Genomic DNA, 22,798 nt, shown 5'->3' with positions numbered 1-22,798 from the left:
ATTCGCTGTACATCAAAGAGCAACAGGCCCTAGCTGTGGCTAATTAAATATTTAGCTTCAGTACGCCATTGGTCCTCTTGTTTTCTTCGTAAAGCAGAGGGCTTTTTTATAACTGACGTTTTTGTAAAGCCTCATCTTTCTATTGACCTATTGGTCAATTATGCTTCACAATCTCTTTGCCCTAGCAAAAAGTATAAACCTTGCAGGGAAAAGGTCGATAACTTGTCTGCGCTTTAAAAATAACAATAGCACTAGCGTAAGAATCAGAGAGTAGTACTGACCCGCCTAGGACTCATTATCAGACGTTGCTGTGCCTGCAATGCCACGTCACCCTTGATCATAAATTTCAGCATTAACTTACGTGGTCGAAAGTCATGACTTTCAGTATAAAACAAAAACTCATTATTTCTCTTATTGTGGCGGTGCTCGCTGCTGCTATTCTTGTAGGTTCTATTAGCCAATGGATTGCCCGTGACCTCGTTAAAGAGAACATGGAAGAACTTCAGCTTCCTTCATTACTTAAACAGGTTGGTAACCGAGTGGACAGGGAAGCAAGTGTAATGCTTACCGTTGCTCACGGCATTGCTTCTAACCCCGACATTCTTGCTTGGTCGTCGGCAGGCGCAGATAGCGCTGGCGAACGCCGTCTCCTTAGCTATTTAAGTAATATCGTTGAATTTAACGATTTAACGGTAGCCTCATTTGTAGACAGAACCACCTACAAATATTGGAACCAAGATGGTTTCTTGCGGGTGCTACAAAACGATGAATTTGATGGGTGGTTTTTCGCTTATAAAAATAGCGGCGAACCAATATCACTAAGTCTATACAACGAACCGGGCCAAGGTTACCGACTTTTTGCGAATTACCAGCAAGTAAACGGCAGAGGTATGTCGGGTGTCGCTAAATCGGTCGATGAGCTGCTAGATATCATCAATGCGGTGAAAATTGCGCAAACCGGCTTTGTCTTTCTTGTTGACGGAAACGGCACCATTATCGCGCATCCCAATACCGAGTTATTAGGAAAGGCTAAGTTAGCGTCCATAAGCGATTCAAGCACATCAGGGCAACTACTCAATCGTCAGGGCTTTGCTATGGCCACCAGCGACGCGGCAGGCGACACGCAACTGTTTGCCAGTACCTATGTGGAAAAAGCCGGTTGGTACGTGGTTGCACAAGTACCTGAGCATGAGCTTTACGCATCGCTAAATGCAGGCAGCCGCCAGATTATTATTTGGGCTTTGGTGATAGCAGGCGCTTTCGCACTTATTGGTATTTGGCTAGCAGGCACGCTTACCAAGCCACTTGAATCACTAGCCGATGTTTTCCAGCAGCTTGGCAGAGGACAAGGCGACTTACGCTCTCGTATTCCTATGCCAGAACAAAAGGAAATTGCCCGATTAGTGGAAGGGTTCAATAACTTTATTGATCACCTTCACGGCACCATTTCGCAAGTGGCGAAAACAAGTCACGCACTAAAGGCGTCAGCACAAGATGTTGCGAAGCAGTCTCATCAAACAGAAAACTCAACCAAGAGCCAGCGCGATCAAACCTTACAGGCGGCAGCCGCGCTAACAGAAATGGGCAGTACGGTAAATGAAGTAGCCCAGTCAGCTACCCATGCTGCGCAAAATGCGAATATGGCTACAACTAATTCCGCTCACGGTCGAGAAATTACCCAACGTGCAGTACACGCGATAAACGGTCTCTCGGGTCAAATTCAAGATGTGTCTCGGGTTATTCAATCGCTAGATGAACACACCGCAGCCATTGGCGGTATCCTCGATACAATTCGAGGTATTTCAGAGCAAACCAATTTACTTGCGCTAAATGCTGCTATAGAAGCAGCTCGGGCTGGCGATCACGGCCGAGGCTTCTCAGTCGTTGCTGATGAGGTGCGAACACTTGCACAACGTGCCGCTCAAGCGACTGATGAAATACAGGTGAAGATCGATAAGTTCCAGCAAGACTCTAAATCTGCCGTTTCGCAAATGGAGTCTAGCCGCGCGCGCACAACCGATGTGGTAACCGCAACCAATGAAATAGACAAATTGCTTCAAGATATCGCCGAAGAGATTGCTCACATTAATGATGTGAACACGCAAGTGGCGACGGCTACGGAAGAGCAAGCCACGGTGGTTGAAGATATCAGTCGAAACATTAATGACATTAGTGCATCAAGTGAAGAAACCCTGAATGCGACTAAGATATTGGTTAGCGTGAGTGACAAGCTCGACGAACTGGCGCAGGAACTCTCGTCTGAAGTGAGCAGATTTAAGCTTTAAGTTTACTTACGTCTTATGAGTGGCAAACCGGTGAGATAACACAACCTTATGCGCCATCATTTAGAAAGTGATGGCGTATTCTACTTTTACTTGATTGTCACGGCTTAAGCGCCATGGCAATTGCATTGATGCTCCTTCACTTTCCCACGATTCTCTCATAGCTCCAACAGTAAGAAGGTGCTTGTCTTCATTGAATGGAATTTCTACGTAAAGGCCTGCTGATGTACTGGTAGGCAGACGAATTGTATCGGCAACCGGAATACTCATCTCATGACGGGGGCGTATTTTATGGCTTAACCCCAACCGATAATCACCTCGATCCCACCAGCTTACTACTTCAAATTCGTGGCTTCTGACACGCTGAGACATAACGCCGTAGTCAAGCAGCCCTTAATTGTAATGGACAATGGCTTCAACGTTAAACATTGGCGCCAGTTTTTGGCTAAATGCAAGTTGATACTGCTTTTGTTTGCAGCCTTTGAACTTAATTTTATTTTTAGTGAGAGTTAGGGAAAACGTATCGTCACTGTCTGAATATTTGTTGAGCCATTCTTGTGCCTTTTCAACTACGGAAGCATTTGCTGCACCCGCCAATAAAAAACATGGGCAAATACACATTGCTAAAAAGGACTGGTTCAATCGTCTCATTTTTCGCTGCCTCTCAAATTGTGGTTGGCTACAACTTATTCGATCACAATTTCAGTATAGACAGGAAAGTAGGCAGTTGGGTATTAGCCATTTTACTAACATCGACTAAAAGATAACTTTAAAAGAACAACTGCTGACAATGAAAGAGCGCTTATTCACAACCGCGAATAAGCTTGGGGGATTGGCTACCAGACTTCAATCAGCTCGCCTTTTTTATGGCGTTGCTCGTTGGCGTTACCTGTTTTGGCGCTACTTGTTATGGCATTACTCTGGCGCTAGACAACGATGCTTTGCGCCCTTCAGTAGCTTCTTCGCTGAACCAGTATGTGCCGCTATTATCCACGCATATGCCTTCAACTTGTTTATATTGCTCAAGCGGCCATACATCAAGAAGGGCAAAGTCGCTCGATACTTGAGCCATGAAAGTGGCAAAGTTTCCAAATGGATCTGATTTGTAGCCGGTGATAACAAACCTATTTTGGTGCTGATCGAAGTCTACCCCAGTTACCACGCCCGGCAGTCCATCAATGGACGCAAACGTACTAATGGTTTGCTCAGCTTCGTCTTCGTTCACTTTATAGATATGGGTTATACCAGTTTTCCAACTTTTAGAAAAAAGAAGCAGGTCATCGCCATGCTTAACCATCGCCTCTGAGTCGAAATCATGTGCATAAGGAATGTTATTCGAAGCGTCATTACCCTCGTATTTCAACGTAATAGAGGTGATGTCATTCACATTTGAGCGGTTTACTTTATGTATTTCGACCTGCTCTCTTTTGCCTTTATTGTTTCCCACATCCGCAATGTAAAACGATGAAGCGTCGGCGGTTATTGCTTCCCAGTCTTTATTGGTGAGCGGTAAACGCGTACGCTCAATAATTTCACCCTGGTAATTTATACGATAAATGACGGGAGCATTACCTGAGTCATTTAATGAATACATGCCGTCCACTTCGCAAAATAGACCCGATGTTTCTGAAAGTTCTTCCGGCAACTCAACGATATTTTCTATTTGTAACTGTGCAGAAGGGATGGGATATTGAACCGCGCATGCCGATGTTAGTACAAGCGATGCTGATAACGCCGCGAATTTAAAGTGAGTGTTCAATGAAAGGCTCCGAAAAGAACGATAAGTAACGAATAATATCAAACCTACCCACTCTCTAACATGCATTTTAGTGCGCTAAATAAGGTCTATTGGTCTAAACTTTTAGCCCAAGCGTATATCGCTATAAACATAGGTTGGCCTAAAGTCTCTGTATGACAAACGTTTAGGCTGATATACCATGGAATAATATCAACACGTTAAGGACTCACTTTGTCAGACCCGCTTCTTTCACTCGTTGCAGTTGGATTGCTGTCAATTACCTGCCAATACTTAGCCTATAAGGTTAGGCTCCCTGCTATTTTACCGTTGTTAATTGTCGGTATTTTGGTTGGCCCTGTTTTTGGCGTGCTCAACGCGGACGACTTATTCGGTGATTTGCTGTTTCCTGTCGTTTCTCTCTCTGTTGCCATTATTCTTTTTGAAGGGTCACTGACGCTGAAGTTCAGCGACATCGCGGGTCATGGGAACATGGTTCGAAACCTTTGCTCTGTGGGCGTGGTTGTAACCTGGCTTGTCGCAGCCACTGCAGCGCACTACAGTCTTGATCTTACTTGGCAGCTATCCTTCCTATTCGGAGCCATTGTTACCGTAACAGGCCCCACGGTTATAGTGCCCATGCTCAGAACCGTGCGACCGAAAACGAATTTGGCCAATATCTTACGCTGGGAAGGAATTGTCATAGACCCTATCGGCGCTCTGCTCGCCGTACTGGTTTTCGAGTTTATCGTTGCATCGCAAGAAACCGCCATTACCCATACGCTAATAGCGTTTGGCAAAACCATTGGAATTGGCTCGGTACTCGGTCTCGCTTCTGGCTATCTGCTTGGTCTGTCTATTCGCAAAGACTGGATACCGCACTATTTGCTTAACACCGCAGTGTTAACCGTTATTCTGGGTGTGTTTGCAGCGTCTAATTATGTTGCGCTCGAGTCTGGCCTTTTGGCCGTTACCATCTCTGGTATGGTACTGGCTAATATGAAGGACGTTGATGTAGAAGACATTCTTGAGTTTAAGGAAACCCTGAGTGTTTTACTTATTTCAGGGTTATTCATCTTGCTTGCCACTCGCCTAAACTTACAATCGGTTGTGGATGTTGGTTGGGGCTCAATTGTGGTTCTTGCTGCCATTATGTTTGTGGCACGGCCATTGTCTGTACTGGCGTCCTCCGTTGGTACCGGACTCAAGCTAAATGAGTTAGCTTTGTTAAGTTGGATCGCACCTCGCGGTATTGTTGCAGCGGCGGTTTCTGCCCTTTTCTCTTTAAAGCTTGAAGAAATAGGCTATGAAGGTGCAGGGATTATCGTTCCTATTGTCTTTATGGTGATTATTGCAACAGTGGTGGTGCAGAGCCTTACTTCACGCACTGTTGCGTCGCTACTTAAGGTGAGAGCGCCTGCGCCAACTGGCTATCTGATTTTCGGTGGCAGTAAATTCAACCGCGCCTTAGCGACGGAAATGATAAACCAAAAGCTAGACGTTACCATTGCAGATACTAACTGGGACGCAATAAGAGAAGCGCGTATGAAGGATATCCCAGTATATTTTGGCAACCCAATGTCTGACCATGCAGCGCGACATCTTGACCTGAATACATTCGGTACCGTGCTGATTATGTCGCCTTATAAACAGCTTAACCCACTTATTGCTTATCACTTTGAATACACGATGGGCAAAGACAAAGTATGGGCGCTGACAAATAACGAACAATCTACGCGACCAAGTCACCAAGTTAGCGAACAATACGCGAAAAAACTTACTCTGTTCGATGAAGGTGTTACTTATGGGTATTTAGCATCGGCCATTGCCCGTGACTCAATGGTGAAAACCACCCGTTTATCTGATGAGTTTACTTACGAGCAGTACATTAAACAGTATGGTGAGCGCGCTACACCTCTCATTGCGATCAACGCTGAAGGTAAGAGCTATACTTTTATCAACGGTAACAGTATTCAGCCTAAAGCAGGATGGCGTGTGATTAGCTTGATTGAACCAGAACGAAAAGAAGAAAAAGTAGAAGTGCAAAAGTAAGAAAACCTCCTGCCCACCGGCAGGAGGTCTCTCCCTGGAAAACGCGCAACGCAGTGCCCTTTTTAAAAGGTGCATATTTATTTGGATTTTACTGTTGTTACGCTGTCACACACTTCATAGCAAGCAGCGAACCAACTTTGACAATCCCTGTATAATCAAATAGATAGCTAAAAATCAAGTCCCTATTCATTATCTTTCAGCTGTCACAGCGCCTAATTTGGTGCATCAGAGGCACAAATGCGGGGCTCCTTTTTTGTTCAATAACAACGAGTTGCTGTTTTTGACTGAGGGCATTTAACGAATATTGCGATGTATACACGCTAAAGTAGAATCTAACGCGCCGCTGTTATCCTGTAGTACCTTTTTACCGGCCATTCCCGCTTTTTCAGCTTTACTGGGTGATTCAAGCCATTCTTGTACCGTTGAAGAAACGCGAGAAGCATCTTCTACAATGCTTAATGCGCCACATTCTTTTAAATAGTCGCAGATAACAGGGTTATTATAGGTGTGTGGCCCCATCATTATTGGCAACGAGAATGCTGCCGGCTCAAGGGCATTATGGCCGCCTCTATCGGCAATAGAGCCGCCAACAAAGGCAAATGTTGCTACCGCATAAGCATGATTTAACTTACCCATTTCATCCAACAGGATAATGTTCACATCGTTTGGAACGTTATCCACCTCTGAACTTTTGACGAAGTTCAGGTTATGCCTTTCAAGTAATTTTGCTACGGCTTCAAAACGCTCTGGATGGCGAGGGACAATAATCACCCGTAGTTGAGGGTTCTCGTTCCATAAAACCTTTGCAGATTCAACGATAACGCTCTCTTCAGGTTCGTGCGTGCTGCCTGCAACTAGTATTGGCCTTTCACCCTTAGCTAACCCAAGAAAATGTGCAGAAGAGCTCGCTGTATTTGCGGCTTGATCAAACTTAATATTATTCGTGAGGGTTAGCTTATCTTGCGCAACACCAAGCCATGCATAATTATCATAGTCTCTCTGCCCTTGAGCACATACGTGAGATAGCTTAGCCAACATAGGGTTAAATAGTTGTCCGATTTTTTTATAACGTTTAGCCGAGCGCTCAGTCATGCGAGCATTTATTACCATAACGGGAATATTGCGCTTCCAGCACACGTGAATAAGGTTTGGCCATAGTTCAACTTCTGTAATCATTACTGCTTTGGGCTTAATGCGTTTCAGCATTGAAGACATAGTCGGCGACAAATCATAAGGCAGATAGAAATGGTGAACGGTGTCTTTGAATATATCTCGAACGCGAGCAGAGCCTGTAGACGTGGTTGTAGTAACGGTTATTTGCACATCTGGCTCGTGTTGCATTATTCGCTTTATTACGCATGAAGCAGCCACGACTTCTCCCACTGAAACACAGTGAAACAAATAGCCATTCTGTTTGAGCGGCTTTGGAACTATGCCAAAACGCTCAAATCTCCCTCGATGCGAGTCATCGCTTGCTTTCGTGGCTTTTATTAATAAATGAATAAATGCGAAGGGAATGGCAATCGCCAATACAAGCGAATATCCCCACCGGCAGAGCGTTTCAAGTAGAGTAGGTTTATAGCCACGTGTATTGGCAACAACCATAAATACATCCTTTTTGATACAGATACTTCGACGGCACGACTACAAGTGATCGACTATCGATGTTGAATTATGCTTTTCAAATACGGTGTGCTGGGCACTGCGAAACAGCCACTCCCAGCGGTAAGCAGGTAATTCTAGCTATCTAGTGCCGCAGTTCCCGATAGATTCTTTCGACATTGTAGTGGCTAAATAGCCCGCGTCTAGGGCAAAGCGACCCTATACGTAAGTAAATAGTGTATATGAGAAAGGCAATAATATATTGATAACTCGCTTTATGCGTATAGCGGTGTTTAAACAGCAGTAGACTTAACACAGTATTCCCAACGCAAAGATAGCGGTTGGCTGCGACGTACATTCTCTATTCCTGAAGACCATATCGTCATTGCAAACTTCGCTCAGTACATTTCTCAAAAAGGGCAAGCGGATATCATTTTGGCTATGCACGATGTATTGAGCAAGCATGAAAATGTAACCTGTTTATTGTTTGGCGAGGGAAATCTAAAAGAGAGCTATCAATCACTTATAGAACACCACAAGCTAGACGAGCATGTGAAGCTTTGCGGTTTTACTAAAGAGGTAGCCAAAATACTCCCTAATGTAGATATTCTGGTTCATCCTTCCTATTCAGAGGGGTTAGGCGATATTTTACTTCAGGCAGGTGCTAATAAATGTGCAGTGTTATCTAGTCCTGTGGGGGGAATACCCGAAGTTATCAAGCATAAGGAAACAGGTGTTATGGTAGCGCCGGGAGATATTGACGGAATTGGGGAGAGCTTAATTAGTCTAATTGAAGCCCCTGATGAAAGAGCACAATATGGAGAGGCTTTGTATAAGCTTGTCACAAGTAAATTTGGTATAGAAAGGATGTCCAATGCCTACGCTGATTTATACAAGACGCTAGTCTTCAACGGCGCTGATAATGAACACGCTTAAGCCTATGGAAGCACGTTAAAGAAACTGCAGATACAAAAAAGCCGCTCGAGAGCGGCTTTTTTAAGACTTTGAAAAAAGTTAGCGATTAAACGCCAGCTTTCTCAACAACGTCAACTAGCATCCAAGATTTGCTCTTAGATAGTGGGCGACATTCACGTACTGTTACTACGTCACCTTTATTGCATACGTTGTTTTCGTCGTGGGCGTGAAGCTTAGTAGAGCGCTTGATGAACTTCCCGTAGATTGGGTGCTTAACAAAACGTTCAACTACAACAGTGATAGACTTATCCATCTTGTTGCTAACCACACGACCTTGTACTGTACGAATTTTTTGCTCAGTCATTACGCATCAGCCTTTTGAGTCAGAATGGTTTTAACACGCGCGATGTTACGACGTACTTTTCTCAACTGATCAGTTTTTTCAAGCTGACCTGTTGTGTGCTGCATGCGTAGGTTGAACTGTTCGCGTAGCAGGTTAATCAACTCTGCGTTCAGCTCTTCTACGCTCTTTTCTTTCAGTTCAGTCGCTTTCATTACATCACCGTCCGAGTTACAAAGGTTGTTTTAAATGGCAGTTTAGCCGCTGCCAATTCAAACGCTTCGCGTGCTAGAGCTTCAGGAACACCTTCCATCTCATAAAGAACACGACCAGGCTGAATTTGGCATACCCAGTACTCAACGTTACCTTTACCTTTACCTTGACGCACTTCTAGAGGCTTCTCAGTAATTGGCTTGTCAGGGAAAACTCGAATCCAAATTTTACCTTGACGCTTAACGTGACGAGTCATAGCACGACGCGCTGCTTCGATTTGACGCGCAGTCATTCGACCACGGCCAACTGCTTTAAGGCCGTAAGTACCAAAGGCAACAGTATTACCCGCTGCTAAGCCGCGGTTGCGGCCTTTGTGCATCTTACGGAACTTCATGCGTTTTGGTTGTAACATGATTAGCCCTCTCGCTTAGCGTTGCGGCCTTTCTTCTTAGGTTGAGCAGCTGGTGCTTGCTCTTGAGTTGTAGGTAGACCACCTAGAACTTCACCTTTGAAGATCCATACTTTAACGCCGATGATACCGTAAGTAGTTGACGCTTCAGAGGTTGCGTAATCGATGTCCGCACGGAAAGTGTGCAGAGGAACGCGACCTTCACGGTACCATTCAGAACGTGCAATCTCTGCACCGCCCAAACGGCCGCTAACTTCAACTTTGATACCTTTCGCGCCTAGACGCATTGCGTTTTGTACTGCGCGCTTCATCGCACGACGGAACATAACACGACGCTCTAGCTGGCTAGAGATGCTATCAGCTACTAGCTGGCCATCTAGCTCTGGCTTACGTACTTCAGCGATGTTGATCTGAGCTGGCACGCCGGCTAGCTTAGATACGTAGTTACGCAGCTTTTCTACGTCTTCACCTTTCTTACCGATTACAACGCCTGGACGAGCAGTGTGAATAGTCACACGGATGCTCTTAGCAGGACGCTCGATCACGATCTTAGAAAGTGAAGCGTTCTTAAGTTGCTTAGTCAGATACTGACGTACCTGATGATCGTTATACAGGTTGTCTGCATAGTCTGCAGTATTAGCGTACCAGGTAGATGTCCATGGTTTGCTGATACCCAGGCGTATACCTGTAGGATGTACCTTCTGTCCCATTATCTACTCCTAGTTATCCGCTACAACCACAGTGATGTGACTGCTGCGCTTGAAGATACGATCAGCACGGCCTTTAGCACGTGGCTTGATACGTTTCATAGTTGGACCTTCGTCAACGAAAACTTTAGACACGCGTAATTCGTCGATGTCTGCGCCTTCGTTGTGCTCTGCGTTAGCAATCGCAGATTCCAATACTTTCTTTACTAGCGCTGCGCTTTTCTTCGGGCTGTACGCAAGAAGCTCAAGAGCTTTCTCAACGTGCATTCCGCGAATTTGATCCGCAACCAAGCGTGCCTTTTGAGCCGACGTGCGGGCAAAACGGTGTTTAGCTAATGCTTCCATCTTCCTACCCCTTAACGTTTAGCTTTCTTATCCGCGACATGGCCGCGGTAAGTACGCGTTGGCGCAAATTCGCCCAACTTGTGGCCGACCATTTCGTCACTAATAATGACAGGTACATGTTGTCGACCGTTATGGACCGCAATGGTCAACCCAATCATATCTGGGATGATCATAGAACGACGAGACCAAGTTTTGATTGGTTTACGTTCGTTCTTTTCCACTGCAGCCTCTACCTTCTTCAGCAAGTGAAGGTCAATAAAAGGACCTTTCTTGAGAGAACGTGGCATGGTGAATCCTCGCTATTACTTGTTTCGACGACGTACGATAAGCTTATCAGTACGCTTGTTGCTTCGGGTTTTCTTACCTTTGGTAGGAACACCCCAAGGAGTTACTGGGTGACGACCGCCTGATGTACGACCTTCACCACCACCGTGTGGGTGATCAACCGGGTTCATGGCAACACCACGAACGGTAGGACGAACACCACGCCAGCGTGTAGCACCAGCTTTACCTAGTGAACGAAGCATGTGCTCTGCATTGCCAACTTCACCGATAGTGGCGCGGCAATCAGATAGAACTTTACGCATTTCGCCAGAGCGTAGACGTAGGGTAACGTAGTTTCCGTCACGTGCTAGGATCTGAGCATAAGCACCAGCAGAACGTGCGATTTGCGCACCTTTGCCAGGCTTCATTTCAATTGCGTGTACAACAGTACCTACAGGGATGTTACGCATAGGTAGAGTGTTACCAGACTTGATCGGAGCGTCCGAACCAGACTGGATTGCATCACCTGCTTGCATACCCTTAGGAGCCAGAATGTAACGACGTTCACCGTCTGCGTACAATACTAGTGCAATGTTTGCAGAACGGTTTGGATCGTATTCTAAACGCTCAACTTTAGCTGGAATGCCGTCTTTGTTGCGTTTAAAGTCGATTACACGGTAGTGTTGCTTATGACCACCACCAATGTGACGAGTGGTAATACGACCATTGTTGTTACGACCGCCAGATTTGCTGTTCTTTTCAAGCAAAGGTGCGTACGGTGCACCTTTGTGCAGGTCAGGATTTACGACCTGAACAACGTGACGACGACCGGCAGAAGTTGGCTTAGCTTTCAATAATGGCATTTCTAATCCCCTTCTTACTCAGCACCACCGACAAAGTCGATGTCCTGACCTTCTTTAAGAACCACGTAGGCCTTTTTCCAGTCGCTGCGCTTACCGAAAGACATGCCGTGACGCTTGGTTTTACCCTTAACGTTCACAGTACGAACACCTTCAACTTCAACTTCAAACAGTTTTTCAACTGCAGCTTTGATTTCGGCTTTGTTCGCGTCTTTAGCTACTTTAAATACAACTGTGTTGTTCGCTTCAGCAGCCATTGTAGACTTTTCTGAAACGTGAGGTGCTACTAGCACCTTCAGTAGACGTTCTTCTTTCATGCTAACGCCTCCTCAAGTTGTTTAACCGCATCAGCAGTCATTAGCACTTTTTCAAATGCAATCAAGCTCACTGGGTCGATGCCTGCTACGTCACGTACGTCAACTTTGTACAAGTTGCGCGCCGCTAGGAACAAGTTCTCATCAACTTCAGGAGTAACGATTAGAACGTCATTTAGTTCATATTCGTTAAGTGCAGAAATAAGAGCTTTAGTCTTAGGTGCGTCAACACCGAACTTCTCTACAACAACCAAACGGTCTTGACGGATTAGTTCAGACAGGATGCTCTTGATCGCACCGCGATACATTTTCTTGTTAACTTTTTGGTCAAAGTCACGAGGCTTTGCTGCGAAAGCACGGCCACCGCCAACCCAAATTGGGCTACGGATTGTACCAGCACGAGCACGGCCAGTACCTTTTTGACGCCATGGCTTCTTACCGCCACCACGAACTTCAGCGCGAGTTTTCTGCGCTTTTGTACCCTGACGAGCACCTGCACCGTAAGCTACAACTACCTGGTGTACCAGGGCTTCGTTGAATTCACGTCCAAAGGTCGCTTCGGATACTTCAAGAGCGCTTTGCGCGTCTTTCAATGTTAATTCCATCAGTTCACTCCCCCAGACGTTACGCTTTAACAGCTGGCTTTACGATTACATCGTTGCCAGTTGCGCCAGGTACGGCACCTTTAACTAGGATAAGGCCGTTCTCTACGTCAACACGTACAACTTCCAAAGACTGAGTAGTCACTTGCTTGTTACCAAGCTGACCAGCCATTTTCTTGCCTTTGAATACTTTACCTGGTGATTGGTTTTGACCAATTGAACCAGGAGCACGGTGTGACAAAGAGTTACCGTGTGTCATACGCTGAGAACTGAAGTTCCAGCGCTTGATAGCACCTTGGAAACCTTTACCTTTTGATGTACCAGTTACATCAATTTTCTTAGTGTCGTTAAAGATTTCAACAGTGATTTCACTGCCTACTTCAATATCGGCACCTTCGTTTTCTTCTAGGCGGAATTCTACTAGAGTGCGTCCAGCTTCAACACCAGCTTTAGCAAAGTGACCTGCTTCAGCTTTGTTGATGCGGTTAGCTTTCTTAGTTCCAGCAGTAACCTGAAGAGCGCGATAACCGTCAGTTTCCTCAGTACGAAGCTGAGTAACGCGGTTTGGGGTCGCTTCAATAACAGTCACAGGGATAGACGTACCATCTTCAGTGAAGATGCGAGTCATACCCACTTTACGACCGACTAGACCAATCGCCATTGTTATAACCCTCTCTTATTAGCCCAGGCTGATTTGAACATCAACGCCAGCAGCCAAGTCCAAACGCATCAACGCGTCAACTGTTTTATCAGTTGGCTCGATGATGTCTACCAAACGCTTGTGAGTACGGATTTCATATTGATCACGCGCGTCTTTGTTAACGTGCGGAGAAATCAGAACTGTATAGCGTTCTTTGCGAGTAGGTAGAGGAATAGGACCACTTACCTGAGCACCAGTGCGTTTCGCAGTTTCAACGATTTCAGCCGTAGACTGATCGATCAACTTGTGATCAAACGCTTTCAAACGAATGCGAATTCTTTGATTTGGCATCGATTAAGCTCCAATCGAAAGAACAAAAAAATTCACCCTTTCTCTTCCATTTATTCCGGAAAGAAAGGATGTGCGTAAACCGATGGTTCCCAATCGGAACCCTGTTCTTTTTTCTAGCACGCCAGCAACAGGCTAATCAGTGATGATGAATCCGTTACTTCGGCAACCACCCTAAAAGCAGTGAGGTCGCGGCTAAAAATTACGTGCCCTAATTGGGCAGTGGGCGCGAATTATACAGAAAGGCAGAAGCAATGCAAGAGGCAGTTTGCTTTTTATACACATATTTTTACGCTATACCAGTGTATGTAACTGTCTATAAGTAGTATTGTTGCTTTCGTGGTATAGGTATATCTTGTTACCCCAGCTTAACAGGCACTTGTAATGCCAAATGCATAAAGGACTAGGCGCCAACATTATTAGTAGTGAGAATATGGAAGTAGTGAATAACCAGCAAACTTTTGCACAAATAAAACGCATTTTAAATAACCATTCCACGTTACTGGATGCATATGGCTTATTAGAGCCAATTATCCTCGGTTTGTTTGATGCCCAGCGTATGAGTATTTTTCAACGTCGACGTCAGCATCAAGATTTGGTCGCGAGATTTAAAACGGGTAAAGAGACACTGGAAATAAAAGTGCCAATTAGCCCAATGTCGATTGCTGGTTATGTTGCCCTATCACAAAAGGCTGTGGTTATTGACGACCCGTATAATCCTGCACTACTTCAAAGCATTCACCCTCGCCTGCGCTTCGCTGATAAGTTCGACAAAGACAATGACTTTAAAACCCAGAACATTTTATGCGTACCTATAATGAATGCGGGCGTGTTGATGGGTGTTATCCAAATCATCAACAAAGTCAGTGGTGGTTTTACTGAAGAAGATTTAAAGCTAGGCAATGCCCTTGCACTTATTCTTGGCGACAAGTTCAGATTTGAACTGGGCGGCACAAACAACCCTTTCGATCTACTAGTTCACAAAAGCTTATTAGACGAAGCTACATTAAACGATATTCAAAGTTCTACTCCAGACATTCGCGCTCTTATACAGCGTCTTGTATCGGAACACCGCATCTCTGAAGAAGAAATTGGCAACTCGCTTTCTATTCACTATCAGGTGCCTTTTATTCCTTATTTACCTGATAAGTATCACAGGTTCGAAAATGAAAGCCGTCTGAATGTTTCTTATTTAAAAAGAAACTATGTGGCTGTCATTGCCGATGCCCATGACAAGCCTATCGTGTTGATGGCTGAACCTAATAATGCGGCGCTACTTATGGAAATAGAGAGCGCCATGGGTATTGATAGCTACGAGATAGCTGTCAGCCTACCAAGCTTAATTCTTCAATATTTGGGGGAAAACAGCGGTGGCGGTGGCCCCGGCGAGATGAGTGATATTCTCGACGAGATTGGTACATCAACTGAAGATAACGACGACCAAGTCGATGAGCTGTCGGACGACGCCCCTGCTGTGGTGCGCTTAGTAAGCCGTATTCTGCACGATGCAAAAAGACTCAACGCGTCAGATATTCATATAGACCCAGAGAAAAATGCGCCCACTCGTGTACGTATGCGCGTGGACGGTGTGTGCCGCGACATGAACCAAGTGCCTAATTCGCACCACAGTGCGGTTATTGCACGCATAAAGATAATGTCGAATTTGAACATTGCCGAAAAACGCGTACCTCAGGATGGCAAACTCGCGTTTAGAATGAATGGTCAACTTGTTGAAGTTCGTGTTGCCACCATTCCTACGGTTGCCGGTGAAGGTGTAGTTATGCGTATTCTGGCATCTGGCGGTGCGATGCCTATTGATAAGATGAACTTGGCACCGAACAACCGTGCACGTTTAGAAGAAATGATTAAGAAGCCTCACGGCATTCTTCTCGTTGTTGGGCCAACGGGTTCAGGTAAAACCACCACGCTTCACGCTATATTGGGATATTTAAACACGCCTGAAAAGAAGATTTGGACCGCTGAGGACCCGGTGGAAATCACGCAACCCGGCCTACAACAGGTTCAAGTAAGCCCTAAGATTGGCTTCAACTTTGCTGCGGCCCTGCGCGCATTCTTACGTGCTGACCCTGACATTATTCTTATTGGTGAGATGCGTGATAAAGAAACCGCACATGCGGGGATTGAAGCCTCGTTAACCGGTCACTTAGTACTGTCTACACTGCATACCAACTCAGCCCCTGAAACGATTACCCGTTTACTTGATTTGGGTCTCGACCCTGTGAACTTCTCAGATGCCTGCGTGGGTATACTGGCTCAACGTCTTATTCGAACGCTATGTAGTAGCTGTAAAGAAAAGTACATCGCCACTGAAACCGATATGGCCTTTATTGAGCGCCAGTATGGTCATGCGCACATGGCGGAGCTGAATATTCAGACGCCACTAGAGCTTTACCGCGCTAAAGGCTGCGAAGAATGTGGAAACACGGGTTACAAAGGTAGAACAGGGGTACATGAACTACTAGGTATGACGCCAGAGCTTCGGTCAATGGTGTACAAAGAAGCCAGCGTCGCCGATATGAAGTCTCAGGCTGCTGCTGATGGCATGCGCACCCTCGTTCAAGACGCAATTTTCAAAGTGCTTAAAGGCGACACCGACCTTGCACAAGTCCAAATTATTGGTGGAGATTAATCACTCAACTCTTAAAATTTTTAGTAACGTAAAACAAATACTGTACTTTAAGACGGTTCACTATGAGTGTGAATTGCGTTATAAATTTATCAAAAAGAAGGGATACTACATGAAAAATCTATTAGCAATAGCTGCCGTTTTATCTTCAGTTGTACTTTCAGCCCCTACGTTGGCTCAGTCGCATACTAAGAATCATATTTGGAAATCCGAATATTTATCTACTTTAGAATTGGGCTTGCACGCCCTGAAGGCAGAGAAGTATGAAAAAGCACTGGAGAAGCTGACTGCTTCTGCAAAAATGGGAAATAAAGAAGGCCAATATTACCTCGCGCAAATGTATTTCCAAGGATGGGGGACGCCCGTTAATTATGAAGAAGGCTGGCTCTGGTTGAATGTTGCAATGGAACAAAAAACCGCTGAATGGAACCGTTCTTACCGACAGATAAAGAATGCTTTACCTGAAGACTACATCAATGCTTTAGAGCCTTATGTAGAAGAATATATCTCTCTTTACGGTGCACAAGCCCAAGATTTGAGATGTGAGACACGCGCTGCCATCGGCTCGAATATTAAAGAAGTAATCTGCGAAAAACGCTATTACTAACATCACATGGCATAGCGACTTCTCACTACAGAGAAGTCGCTAACCACTACCCTTATACGTGCTATTTCTTCAAGTATTCTCTTATCACGTAATGCAGAATGCCGCCGTTTTCAAAGTAAGTGAACTCGTTTGATGTATCAATTCTGATATCCATCATAAACGTTGTTGTTTTTCCTTCATCCGACACGGCTTTAACTTCAACCTCAGTCTGCCCACGTTCAACAGCGTTAATAGAAAAAGACTCATTGCCTTTAAGCTCCAAAGAACTCGCGCTATCACCTGACTTAAATTGAAGTGGCAAAATCCCCATTCCAATCAGGTTAGAGCGGTGAATTCTCTCGTAGCTCTCGGCTAATACTGCTTTCACCCCCATCAAAGAAGGGCCTTTAGCTGCCCAATCTCGACTCGAGCCAGTACCGTACTCTTTTCCACCAATTACAATGGCTGGTACGCCGTCATCTTTGTAACGCATGGCAGCATGGAAAATAGACATACTATCGCCACTTGGGAAGTGTGTGGTAGCACTGCCTCTTGTGCCGGGTGCTAATTGGTTTTGAAGACGCACGTTAGCAAACGTACCTCTCATCATAACCTCGTGGTTACCACGACGCGATCCATAAGAGTTAAAGTCTTTAGGCTCAACCCCTTGGGCCTGCAGGTACTCTCCGGCTGGGCTATCTTCTGCGATGGCGCCGGCTGGAGAAATATGGTCGGTAGTAATCGAATCGCCCACCTTAACCAAGCATCGTGCGTTTTCAATTGCAGTTAAAGCCTCAGGCTCTTTACCCATTACTTCAAAGAAAGGTGGATGCTTAATGTAGGTTGATTCTGGCCAGTCGTAGACTGACGTTTTACTTACCTGCAATTCATTCCATTCACCGCTTCCTTTAAATACATCTGCATACTTTTCTTTAAACAAATCACCGGTGACGTTTTCCGCTATATATTGCTGAATTTCGTCTTCGGTAGGCCAGATGTCTTTCAGATATACCGGAGAACCATCACTCGCCTTACCTAACGGCTCTTTAGTGATATCTACATTCATGTTTCCAGCCAACGCGTATGCAACAACCAGTGGTGGTGATGCAAGGTAGTTTGCAGCCACATCAGGATGGATACGCCCTTCAAAGTTGCGGTTACCAGATAAAACTGAGGTAACCGTAAGTTTCGCTTTTCTAATGGCGTCGGTAATGGCATCAGGTAGCGGTCCAGAGTTACCAATACACGTAGTACAGCCGTAGCCAACCAAGTTAAAGCCTAGTGCTTCAAGCGGATCCATCAGACCTGCATCTTCTAGATACTGAGTAACAACCTGCGAACCAGGTGCTAATGAAGTCTTAACCCACGGCTTACGAGTTAGCCCTTTTTCCGCTGCTTTCTTCGCAAGCAAGCCTGCGCCAACGAGTACAGATGGATTTGACGTATTAGTACAGCTGGTGATAGCAGCTATTACAATAGCGCCATCTTCAAGGTTGAACTTGCTTCCTCTGAACTCCACGAACGAGTCGTGTTCTTCGTCCACCTCGTCTGTTGTACCTAACCCCGCTTCCGCGATGAGATCGGTTTCTTCATCAAGCACTTTCACGTCAATTTGCGAACGATGCCACTCTCTAAATGCCTCTGCTGCATTATCGAGGGCAATTCTATCTTGAGGACGCTTAGGTCCAGCAAGTGAAGGAACCACTTCATCTAAGTTAAGTTCAAGGGTCTCATGATACTGGGCATCTTTTGAGTGGTCGTCGTGCCATAAGTGGCTGAACTTTGCATATTCCTCAACAAGGGCAATTTGATCTTCGTCTCGGCCGGTGAGTCGCAGGTAATCTAGCGCAACATCATCAATAGGGAAGATACCGCAAGTAGCACCATATTCGGGCGCCATGTTTGCGATGGTGGCACGGTCTGCCGTAGTAAGATGCTTAAGACCCGGTCCATAGAATTCTACAAACTTTCCAACAACGCCATGTTCACGTAGTTGTTGTGTGATAGTTAGCACCATGTCGGTGGCAGTTACGCCAGCAGGCAACTTACCTGAAAGCCTGAAGCCAACCACTTTTGGTAATAACATTGTTACTGGTTGACCCAGCATCGCCGCTTCTGCTTCAATGCCTCCCACACCCCAGCCTAGTACGCCAAGGCCATTAATCATAGTGGTATGCGAATCTGTTCCTACTAGGGTATCTGGGTAAACCAACGTTTCCCCATCCTGTTCCTTAGTAAACGCGCAACGAGCAAGATACTCTAGGTTAACCTGATGCACGATACCGCGACCAGGGGGAACCACTTTGAAATTGTCAAAGCTAGACTGACCCCATTTTAGAAATTGATAACGCTCTCTATTTCGCTGAATTTCAATGTCGGTATTCTTTTCAAGCGCATCGTCTTCAGCAAAATGATCTACCATTACTGAGTGGTCAATAACCAGCTCTACTGGATTGAGGGGATTAATCGCCTGAGCGTCGCCACCTAAACGATTAACCGCATCGCGCATGGCTGCTAAATCAACAATAGCAGGCACACCCGTAAAATCTTGGAGGATGACGCGTGCGGGAACAAAAGACACTTCGTAATCAACGTGATTATCTGTGTCCCACTTTGCTACTTGCTCAATATCGTTGCTGTTAACAAACTCTTGGTCTTCATGACGAATCAGGTTTTCCAAAAGAATTTTGATACAAAACGGAAGCCTGTCGAGCGCATATTTACTGCCTATACCGTCAAAATTTACCGCCTTGAAGTTTTTGCCGTTTACTTCAAGCTGCGAAAAAGACTTATATGTCATACGCTCACCATCCTTCTTTGCCTGTTCGTGAATATTGTGTACGTTTCAATTTTGCCAACGCAAGAAACGAGCAACGTGTTTTTAGTCGCCTTATTTTCCAATTTGTACGGCCTAAACATGAAAAAAAGTTCACCTACTATTAGTAATGGCATCGCTTTTTTAGCTATTTCTCATTATTGGTTTAAACAGATGGATTATGGAGAAGCGCTGTAACAGCTGGAAAAAGCTGACTAGGGCAGATAGCGCTTATTGATAAGAAAGCTTCGCATATGCACAGAGTACTTGCTGATTAAGATGGTTTACAAATATGCAACATTTCTGTTTTCTTATAACGCACCAAACGGTATGCTTAAAAGAAGGTTAAACATTAAATGTCTTAATACATGCTTAGGAAAGCTTTGAGATATACAAGCATTAGTAGTAAGCAATAAAAATAATAACGAAGTTATCATGACACACCCGCTAGTTAAGAAGTACAACCTTGCACCTCACCCCGAGGGAGGTTTCTATCGTCAAGTTTTCCGTTCTGAAAACGAAACTAAATCGTTTGTGCACAATGCTAGTCGACCCGCGCTTACTCATATTTATTTTCTTCTATTAAAGGGACAAGTTAGTCGTTTTCATCGCGTGTTACATGATGAAGTGTGGAATCACTACGAAGGGGCTCCACTACAACTGTTTCAACTTGAAAAACAACAGTTGTGGGAACGTCGCATTGGTGGGCAAAGCACTGACTATGTAGAAGTTGTTAAAGCAGGGAATTTTCAGGCAGCCGCAACGATGGGTGATTACTCACTTGTTGGTTGTACAGTAGCACCTGGCTTCGACTTCGAAGACTTTAGCTTTATTGAAGAGCCATCGATGCAAGAGTGGATAAAAGTTGCTCATCCAGACCTTACCCGTTTTATATAATAATTCCCAAGTTATAGTGATAAACACACGTCTTACCTGCGATTTTGTACCAGCATAAACTGGATTTTTAAGCGCCAATCAAGGATGATAACAGCAGATTTTTAAATATACGTCTGAACGTCCAATTTCTGGAATTATCTCAGACTATTTCACTCTAACGCCGCAGGTAACCCAACTATGTATAAATTGGTACTTATTCGTCATGGAGAAAGTCAGTGGAACTTGGAAAACCGTTTCACAGGCTGGCACGACGTTGACTTGACCGACACTGGTGTAGCACAAGCAAAGACCGCAGGTCAGCTTCTTAAAGATGCTGGATTTACATTTGATCAGGCTTATACGTCTGTACTTCTTCGCGCAATTAAAACACTTAATATTGCACTTGAAGAGATGGGTCAGCACTACCTTCCAGTTGAGCGTCACTGGCGTCTGAACGAGCGTCACTACGGTGCGTTAACAGGTTTAGACAAAGCAGAGACTGCCGCTAAGCATGGTGAAGAACAGGTTAAAATCTGGCGTCGTAGCTTCGACATCCCACCTCCGGCAGTTGAAGATGACAGCGAGCACTTCCCAGGTCACGATCCACGTTACAACAATGTAGATGCTGACATCCTGCCACGTGGTGAAAGTCTAAAACTAACTATCGAACGTGTACTACCATACTGGCACGACGTTATTCGTCCAGACATCCAAGCAGGCAAGCGCGTAATTATTGCTGCGCACGGCAACAGTCTTCGTGCTCTTGTTAAGTACCTTGATGGTATGTCAGACGAAGAAGTGTTGGGCCTAAACATTCCTACTGGTGTACCGCTAGTATACGAACTAGATGAAAACCTTAAGCCAATCTCTAAAGAATATCTTGGCGATGCTGACGCTATCAAAGCAATGATGGATGCAGTCGCTAAGCAAGGCAAAGCGAAGTAATCGAGTGCCTTTTTAGAAACGAAAAAGCCTGCGTTCGCAGGCTTTTTTAATGGGTGTCTGATTAGACTAGTTTGGCACTTTCACCAACCAATTGTGAGTGTCTTCGGCCTTACCCCATTGGATATCATTTAACGCTTGTCTTAGCTTCATCGTTACAGGGCCAGCTTCACCGTTACCCACCTGATACTCTTTATCATTGTGAATAAAAGTACCTACCGGCGTAAGTACAGCCGCTGTACCAGACAGTGCTGCTTCAGTATTCGGTTTGGCTGAACGCTCTAGTAGTTCGTCTACAGTAATATCACGCTCGCTCACTTTCATGCCGTGGTCTTTGGCAATTTGAAGAATCGTTGCTCGGGTCACACCGTGTAGGAAGCTAGAATCTAACCCTTTAGTAATGATTTCATCACCATCGATAAGCAGGAAGTTAGCAGCTCCGGTTTCTTGTACATCGCCATTAGGGCAAAACAGAATTTGATCAGCCTGAACTTCTGCACGCGCTTTAAGAATAGGAGGCAACGCACTGGCGTAGTTACCACCGCTTTTTACCATTCCCATGTGCGGCGCACAGCGCATGCCTGTTTCGTCTAGCAACAAGCGAAGTGGCTTCAAACCGCCAGCAAAGTAATCACCAACTGGCGATAACAAAACGTATAGCATAGAACTTGCTGATGGCGCTGCCGCTTTACCGATAGACGCTTCTGTGCCGATATGCGTAGGGCGGATATACATAGAACCTGGAGGCTCTGGAACCTCGGAGGCGTATTTTGCAACAATATCGATGATCATCTTTTCGACTTGCGCTTTGTCTATTTCAGGCAAGTTTAGTAGACGGCTACTTTGAGCAAAGCGCTCGATATTCTTATCCATTCTGAAAATGTTGATGCTGCCATCTTCGTGCTTAAATGCTTTTAAGCCTTCAAAGCATGTACTTGAGTAATGAAGCACGTGTGCACCAGGGTGCAGCTGAATACTATCTGCACTGACAAATTCGGTGTCAGTCCACTTATCGTTGACAAAGGTAGCAAGTGCCATTTGTGGCATGAATACTGTACCGAATACGGCCATTAGTTTGTCCTATTTACTTCGACTAGAAAAATACTCGACAGAGTTTACCAAAAAACGCTCACTTTGCTAAAAGTAAGTCAGATCTATTAAGGCTTTTATCGAATAAGAATGTCTACAAATACTGACAACACAAAAATAATGGGGTCAGAGTCTGAGGGATCCCCACGAATTTAATTTCATATGCCTCCGGCCCAGGCTGCGTCAACTATGGAGCTGTACCATTTGAGTGCAGC

General features: G+C 45.1%; 24 protein-coding genes. 7 read left to right on the top strand and 17 right to left on the bottom strand.

Going from position 1 to position 22,798, the window contains the following annotated elements; genetic code table 11:
- Positions 1–374: 374 nt before the first annotated feature.
- Positions 375–2,285 carry a methyl-accepting chemotaxis protein gene (locus tag MHM99_RS14875; protein WP_049588564.1) on the top strand — a complete coding sequence of 637 codons (1,911 nt, stop codon included), beginning with the start codon at positions 375–377 and terminating at the stop codon, positions 2,283–2,285.
- A 60-nt stretch (positions 2,286–2,345) separates the two neighbouring features.
- Here MHM99_RS14875 and MHM99_RS14870 read toward each other — a convergent pair whose 3' ends face one another.
- The 3 genes from MHM99_RS14870 to MHM99_RS14860 form a co-directional block, all read right to left on the bottom strand.
- On the bottom strand, positions 2,346–2,654 hold the full coding sequence (locus MHM99_RS14870; RefSeq protein ID WP_231514236.1) for a hypothetical protein: 309 nt from the start codon (positions 2,652–2,654) through the stop codon (positions 2,346–2,348).
- A gap of 21 nt (positions 2,655–2,675) precedes the next feature.
- Positions 2,676–2,933: a hypothetical protein gene (locus MHM99_RS14865; RefSeq protein ID WP_231514235.1), complete on the bottom strand. Its 258-nt coding sequence runs from the start codon at positions 2,931–2,933 to the stop codon at positions 2,676–2,678.
- Positions 2,934–3,189: 256 nt separating this feature from the next.
- Positions 3,190–4,041 (bottom strand): hypothetical protein, encoded by an 852-nt coding sequence (locus tag MHM99_RS14860; protein ID WP_049588565.1) that lies wholly within the window; start codon positions 4,039–4,041, stop codon positions 3,190–3,192.
- 210 nt (positions 4,042–4,251) lie between these two features.
- Here MHM99_RS14860 and MHM99_RS14855 point away from each other — a divergent pair, with 210 nt between their 5' ends.
- On the top strand, positions 4,252–6,069 hold the full coding sequence (locus MHM99_RS14855; RefSeq protein ID WP_049588566.1) for a sodium:proton antiporter: 1,818 nt from the start codon (positions 4,252–4,254) through the stop codon (positions 6,067–6,069).
- Between the two features lie 294 nt (positions 6,070–6,363).
- On the opposite strand, the gene MHM99_RS14850 is transcribed toward MHM99_RS14855, so the two are convergent.
- Complete coding sequence (locus MHM99_RS14850) at positions 6,364–7,674, bottom strand: 3-deoxy-D-manno-octulosonic acid transferase (RefSeq protein WP_049588567.1); 1,311 nt, start codon at positions 7,672–7,674, stop codon at positions 6,364–6,366.
- A gap of 342 nt (positions 7,675–8,016) precedes the next feature.
- Here MHM99_RS14850 and MHM99_RS14845 point away from each other — a divergent pair, with 342 nt between their 5' ends.
- Positions 8,017–8,607 (top strand): glycosyltransferase, encoded by a 591-nt coding sequence (locus MHM99_RS14845; RefSeq protein ID WP_275445580.1) that lies wholly within the window; start codon positions 8,017–8,019, stop codon positions 8,605–8,607.
- Between the two features lie 85 nt (positions 8,608–8,692).
- On the opposite strand, the gene rpsQ is transcribed toward MHM99_RS14845, so the two are convergent.
- Genes rpsQ through rpsJ form a run of 11 tightly spaced genes read right to left on the bottom strand, consistent with a single transcriptional unit; the run spans position 8,693 to position 13,631 of the window.
- Positions 8,693–8,950 carry a 30S ribosomal protein S17 gene (gene rpsQ / locus MHM99_RS14840; RefSeq protein WP_014975444.1) on the bottom strand — a complete coding sequence of 86 codons (258 nt, stop codon included), beginning with the start codon at positions 8,948–8,950 and terminating at the stop codon, positions 8,693–8,695.
- Positions 8,950–9,141, bottom strand: a complete 192-nt coding sequence (rpmC, locus tag MHM99_RS14835) for a 50S ribosomal protein L29 (protein ID WP_014947980.1) — start codon at positions 9,139–9,141, stop codon at positions 8,950–8,952. The genes rpsQ and rpmC overlap by 1 nt, the downstream gene beginning before the upstream one ends.
- Positions 9,141–9,551 (bottom strand): 50S ribosomal protein L16, encoded by a 411-nt coding sequence (rplP, locus tag MHM99_RS14830; RefSeq protein WP_014997065.1) that lies wholly within the window; start codon positions 9,549–9,551, stop codon positions 9,141–9,143. Before rplP ends, rpmC begins: the two co-directional genes overlap by 1 nt.
- A gap of 2 nt (positions 9,552–9,553) precedes the next feature.
- The gene (gene rpsC / locus MHM99_RS14825) at positions 9,554–10,258 is read right to left on the bottom strand and encodes a 30S ribosomal protein S3 (protein ID WP_014947978.1); all 705 of its coding nucleotides are present in this window, start codon (positions 10,256–10,258) and stop codon (positions 9,554–9,556) included.
- A gap of 9 nt (positions 10,259–10,267) precedes the next feature.
- The gene (gene rplV / locus MHM99_RS14820; RefSeq protein WP_014947977.1) at positions 10,268–10,600 is read right to left on the bottom strand and encodes a 50S ribosomal protein L22; all 333 of its coding nucleotides are present in this window, start codon (positions 10,598–10,600) and stop codon (positions 10,268–10,270) included.
- A gap of 11 nt (positions 10,601–10,611) precedes the next feature.
- A complete protein-coding gene (rpsS, locus tag MHM99_RS14815; protein ID WP_012516961.1) occupies positions 10,612–10,887 on the bottom strand; it encodes a 30S ribosomal protein S19 in 276 nt (91 codons plus the stop codon).
- Between the two features lie 15 nt (positions 10,888–10,902).
- Positions 10,903–11,727 (bottom strand): 50S ribosomal protein L2, encoded by an 825-nt coding sequence (gene rplB, locus MHM99_RS14810; protein WP_014947976.1) that lies wholly within the window; start codon positions 11,725–11,727, stop codon positions 10,903–10,905.
- A gap of 14 nt (positions 11,728–11,741) precedes the next feature.
- Positions 11,742–12,041, bottom strand: a complete 300-nt coding sequence (gene rplW, locus MHM99_RS14805) for a 50S ribosomal protein L23 (protein ID WP_012516959.1) — start codon at positions 12,039–12,041, stop codon at positions 11,742–11,744.
- Positions 12,038–12,643 (bottom strand): 50S ribosomal protein L4, encoded by a 606-nt coding sequence (gene rplD, locus MHM99_RS14800; protein WP_012516958.1) that lies wholly within the window; start codon positions 12,641–12,643, stop codon positions 12,038–12,040. Before rplD ends, rplW begins: the two co-directional genes overlap by 4 nt.
- Before the next feature lie 19 nt (positions 12,644–12,662).
- Complete coding sequence (rplC, locus tag MHM99_RS14795; protein ID WP_014947975.1) at positions 12,663–13,301, bottom strand: 50S ribosomal protein L3; 639 nt, start codon at positions 13,299–13,301, stop codon at positions 12,663–12,665.
- 18 nt (positions 13,302–13,319) lie between these two features.
- The gene (rpsJ, locus tag MHM99_RS14790) at positions 13,320–13,631 is read right to left on the bottom strand and encodes a 30S ribosomal protein S10 (protein WP_010179497.1); all 312 of its coding nucleotides are present in this window, start codon (positions 13,629–13,631) and stop codon (positions 13,320–13,322) included.
- Positions 13,632–14,061: 430 nt separating this feature from the next.
- Between rpsJ and MHM99_RS14785 the strand changes: the two genes are divergently transcribed.
- Both MHM99_RS14785 and MHM99_RS14780 read left to right on the top strand, forming a co-directional pair.
- Complete coding sequence (locus MHM99_RS14785) at positions 14,062–16,278, top strand: GspE/PulE family protein (RefSeq protein WP_080986449.1); 2,217 nt, start codon at positions 14,062–14,064, stop codon at positions 16,276–16,278.
- Between the two features lie 109 nt (positions 16,279–16,387).
- Positions 16,388–16,882 carry a sel1 repeat family protein gene (locus MHM99_RS14780; RefSeq protein ID WP_014947973.1) on the top strand — a complete coding sequence of 165 codons (495 nt, stop codon included), beginning with the start codon at positions 16,388–16,390 and terminating at the stop codon, positions 16,880–16,882.
- Positions 16,883–16,943: 61 nt separating this feature from the next.
- On the opposite strand, the gene acnA is transcribed toward MHM99_RS14780, so the two are convergent.
- Complete coding sequence (gene acnA / locus MHM99_RS14775; protein WP_168463233.1) at positions 16,944–19,661, bottom strand: aconitate hydratase AcnA; 2,718 nt, start codon at positions 19,659–19,661, stop codon at positions 16,944–16,946.
- 450 nt (positions 19,662–20,111) lie between these two features.
- On the opposite strand from acnA, the gene MHM99_RS14770 reads away from it, so the two are divergent.
- Positions 20,112–20,573: a cupin domain-containing protein gene (locus MHM99_RS14770; RefSeq protein WP_014947971.1), complete on the top strand. Its 462-nt coding sequence runs from the start codon at positions 20,112–20,114 to the stop codon at positions 20,571–20,573.
- 177 nt (positions 20,574–20,750) lie between these two features.
- Positions 20,751–21,497, top strand: coding sequence for a 2,3-diphosphoglycerate-dependent phosphoglycerate mutase (gpmA, locus tag MHM99_RS14765; protein ID WP_014947970.1), 747 nt, complete (start codon positions 20,751–20,753; stop codon positions 21,495–21,497).
- 66 nt (positions 21,498–21,563) lie between these two features.
- On the opposite strand, the gene MHM99_RS14760 is transcribed toward gpmA, so the two are convergent.
- Complete coding sequence (locus MHM99_RS14760; RefSeq protein WP_014947969.1) at positions 21,564–22,565, bottom strand: branched-chain amino acid aminotransferase; 1,002 nt, start codon at positions 22,563–22,565, stop codon at positions 21,564–21,566.
- Positions 22,566–22,798 lie beyond the last annotated feature (233 nt).

The organism is Alteromonas sp. MmMcT2-2 (genome assembly GCF_022348305.1).
Taxonomy (GTDB): Bacteria; Pseudomonadota; Gammaproteobacteria; order Enterobacterales; family Alteromonadaceae; genus Alteromonas; species Alteromonas macleodii.
The sequence above is the reverse complement of the archived record's forward strand: the minus strand, read 5'-3'. Positions and strand labels throughout refer to the sequence as shown.

What these genes read in the sequence shown, in the direction of transcription:
- MHM99_RS14875 (WP_049588564.1), top strand. Translation starts at nt 375, where the DNA reads ATGACTTTCAGTATAAAACAAAAACTCATTATTTCTCTTATTGTGGCG.
- MHM99_RS14870 (WP_231514236.1), bottom strand. Translation starts at nt 2,654, where the DNA reads ATGTCTCAGCGTGTCAGAAGCCACGAATTTGAAGTAGTAAGCTGGTGG.
- MHM99_RS14865 (WP_231514235.1), bottom strand. Translation starts at nt 2,933, where the DNA reads ATGAGACGATTGAACCAGTCCTTTTTAGCAATGTGTATTTGCCCATGT.
- MHM99_RS14850 (WP_049588567.1), bottom strand. Translation starts at nt 7,674, where the DNA reads ATGGTTGTTGCCAATACACGTGGCTATAAACCTACTCTACTTGAAACG.
- rpsQ (WP_014975444.1), bottom strand. Translation starts at nt 8,950, where the DNA reads ATGACTGAGCAAAAAATTCGTACAGTACAAGGTCGTGTGGTTAGCAAC.
- rpmC (WP_014947980.1), bottom strand. Translation starts at nt 9,141, where the DNA reads ATGAAAGCGACTGAACTGAAAGAAAAGAGCGTAGAAGAGCTGAACGCA.
- rplP (WP_014997065.1), bottom strand. Translation starts at nt 9,551, where the DNA reads ATGTTACAACCAAAACGCATGAAGTTCCGTAAGATGCACAAAGGCCGC.
- rpsC (WP_014947978.1), bottom strand. Translation starts at nt 10,258, where the DNA reads ATGGGACAGAAGGTACATCCTACAGGTATACGCCTGGGTATCAGCAAA.
- rplV (WP_014947977.1), bottom strand. Translation starts at nt 10,600, where the DNA reads ATGGAAGCATTAGCTAAACACCGTTTTGCCCGCACGTCGGCTCAAAAG.
- rpsS (WP_012516961.1), bottom strand. Translation starts at nt 10,887, where the DNA reads ATGCCACGTTCTCTCAAGAAAGGTCCTTTTATTGACCTTCACTTGCTG.
- rplB (WP_014947976.1), bottom strand. Translation starts at nt 11,727, where the DNA reads ATGCCATTATTGAAAGCTAAGCCAACTTCTGCCGGTCGTCGTCACGTT.
- rplW (WP_012516959.1), bottom strand. Translation starts at nt 12,041, where the DNA reads ATGAAAGAAGAACGTCTACTGAAGGTGCTAGTAGCACCTCACGTTTCA.
- rplD (WP_012516958.1), bottom strand. Translation starts at nt 12,643, where the DNA reads ATGGAATTAACATTGAAAGACGCGCAAAGCGCTCTTGAAGTATCCGAA.
- rplC (WP_014947975.1), bottom strand. Translation starts at nt 13,301, where the DNA reads ATGGCGATTGGTCTAGTCGGTCGTAAAGTGGGTATGACTCGCATCTTC.
- rpsJ (WP_010179497.1), bottom strand. Translation starts at nt 13,631, where the DNA reads ATGCCAAATCAAAGAATTCGCATTCGTTTGAAAGCGTTTGATCACAAG.
- MHM99_RS14785 (WP_080986449.1), top strand. Translation starts at nt 14,062, where the DNA reads ATGGAAGTAGTGAATAACCAGCAAACTTTTGCACAAATAAAACGCATT.
- MHM99_RS14780 (WP_014947973.1), top strand. Translation starts at nt 16,388, where the DNA reads ATGAAAAATCTATTAGCAATAGCTGCCGTTTTATCTTCAGTTGTACTT.
- acnA (WP_168463233.1), bottom strand. Translation starts at nt 19,661, where the DNA reads ATGACATATAAGTCTTTTTCGCAGCTTGAAGTAAACGGCAAAAACTTC.
- MHM99_RS14770 (WP_014947971.1), top strand. Translation starts at nt 20,112, where the DNA reads ATGACACACCCGCTAGTTAAGAAGTACAACCTTGCACCTCACCCCGAG.
- gpmA (WP_014947970.1), top strand. Translation starts at nt 20,751, where the DNA reads ATGTATAAATTGGTACTTATTCGTCATGGAGAAAGTCAGTGGAACTTG.
- MHM99_RS14760 (WP_014947969.1), bottom strand. Translation starts at nt 22,565, where the DNA reads ATGGCCGTATTCGGTACAGTATTCATGCCACAAATGGCACTTGCTACC.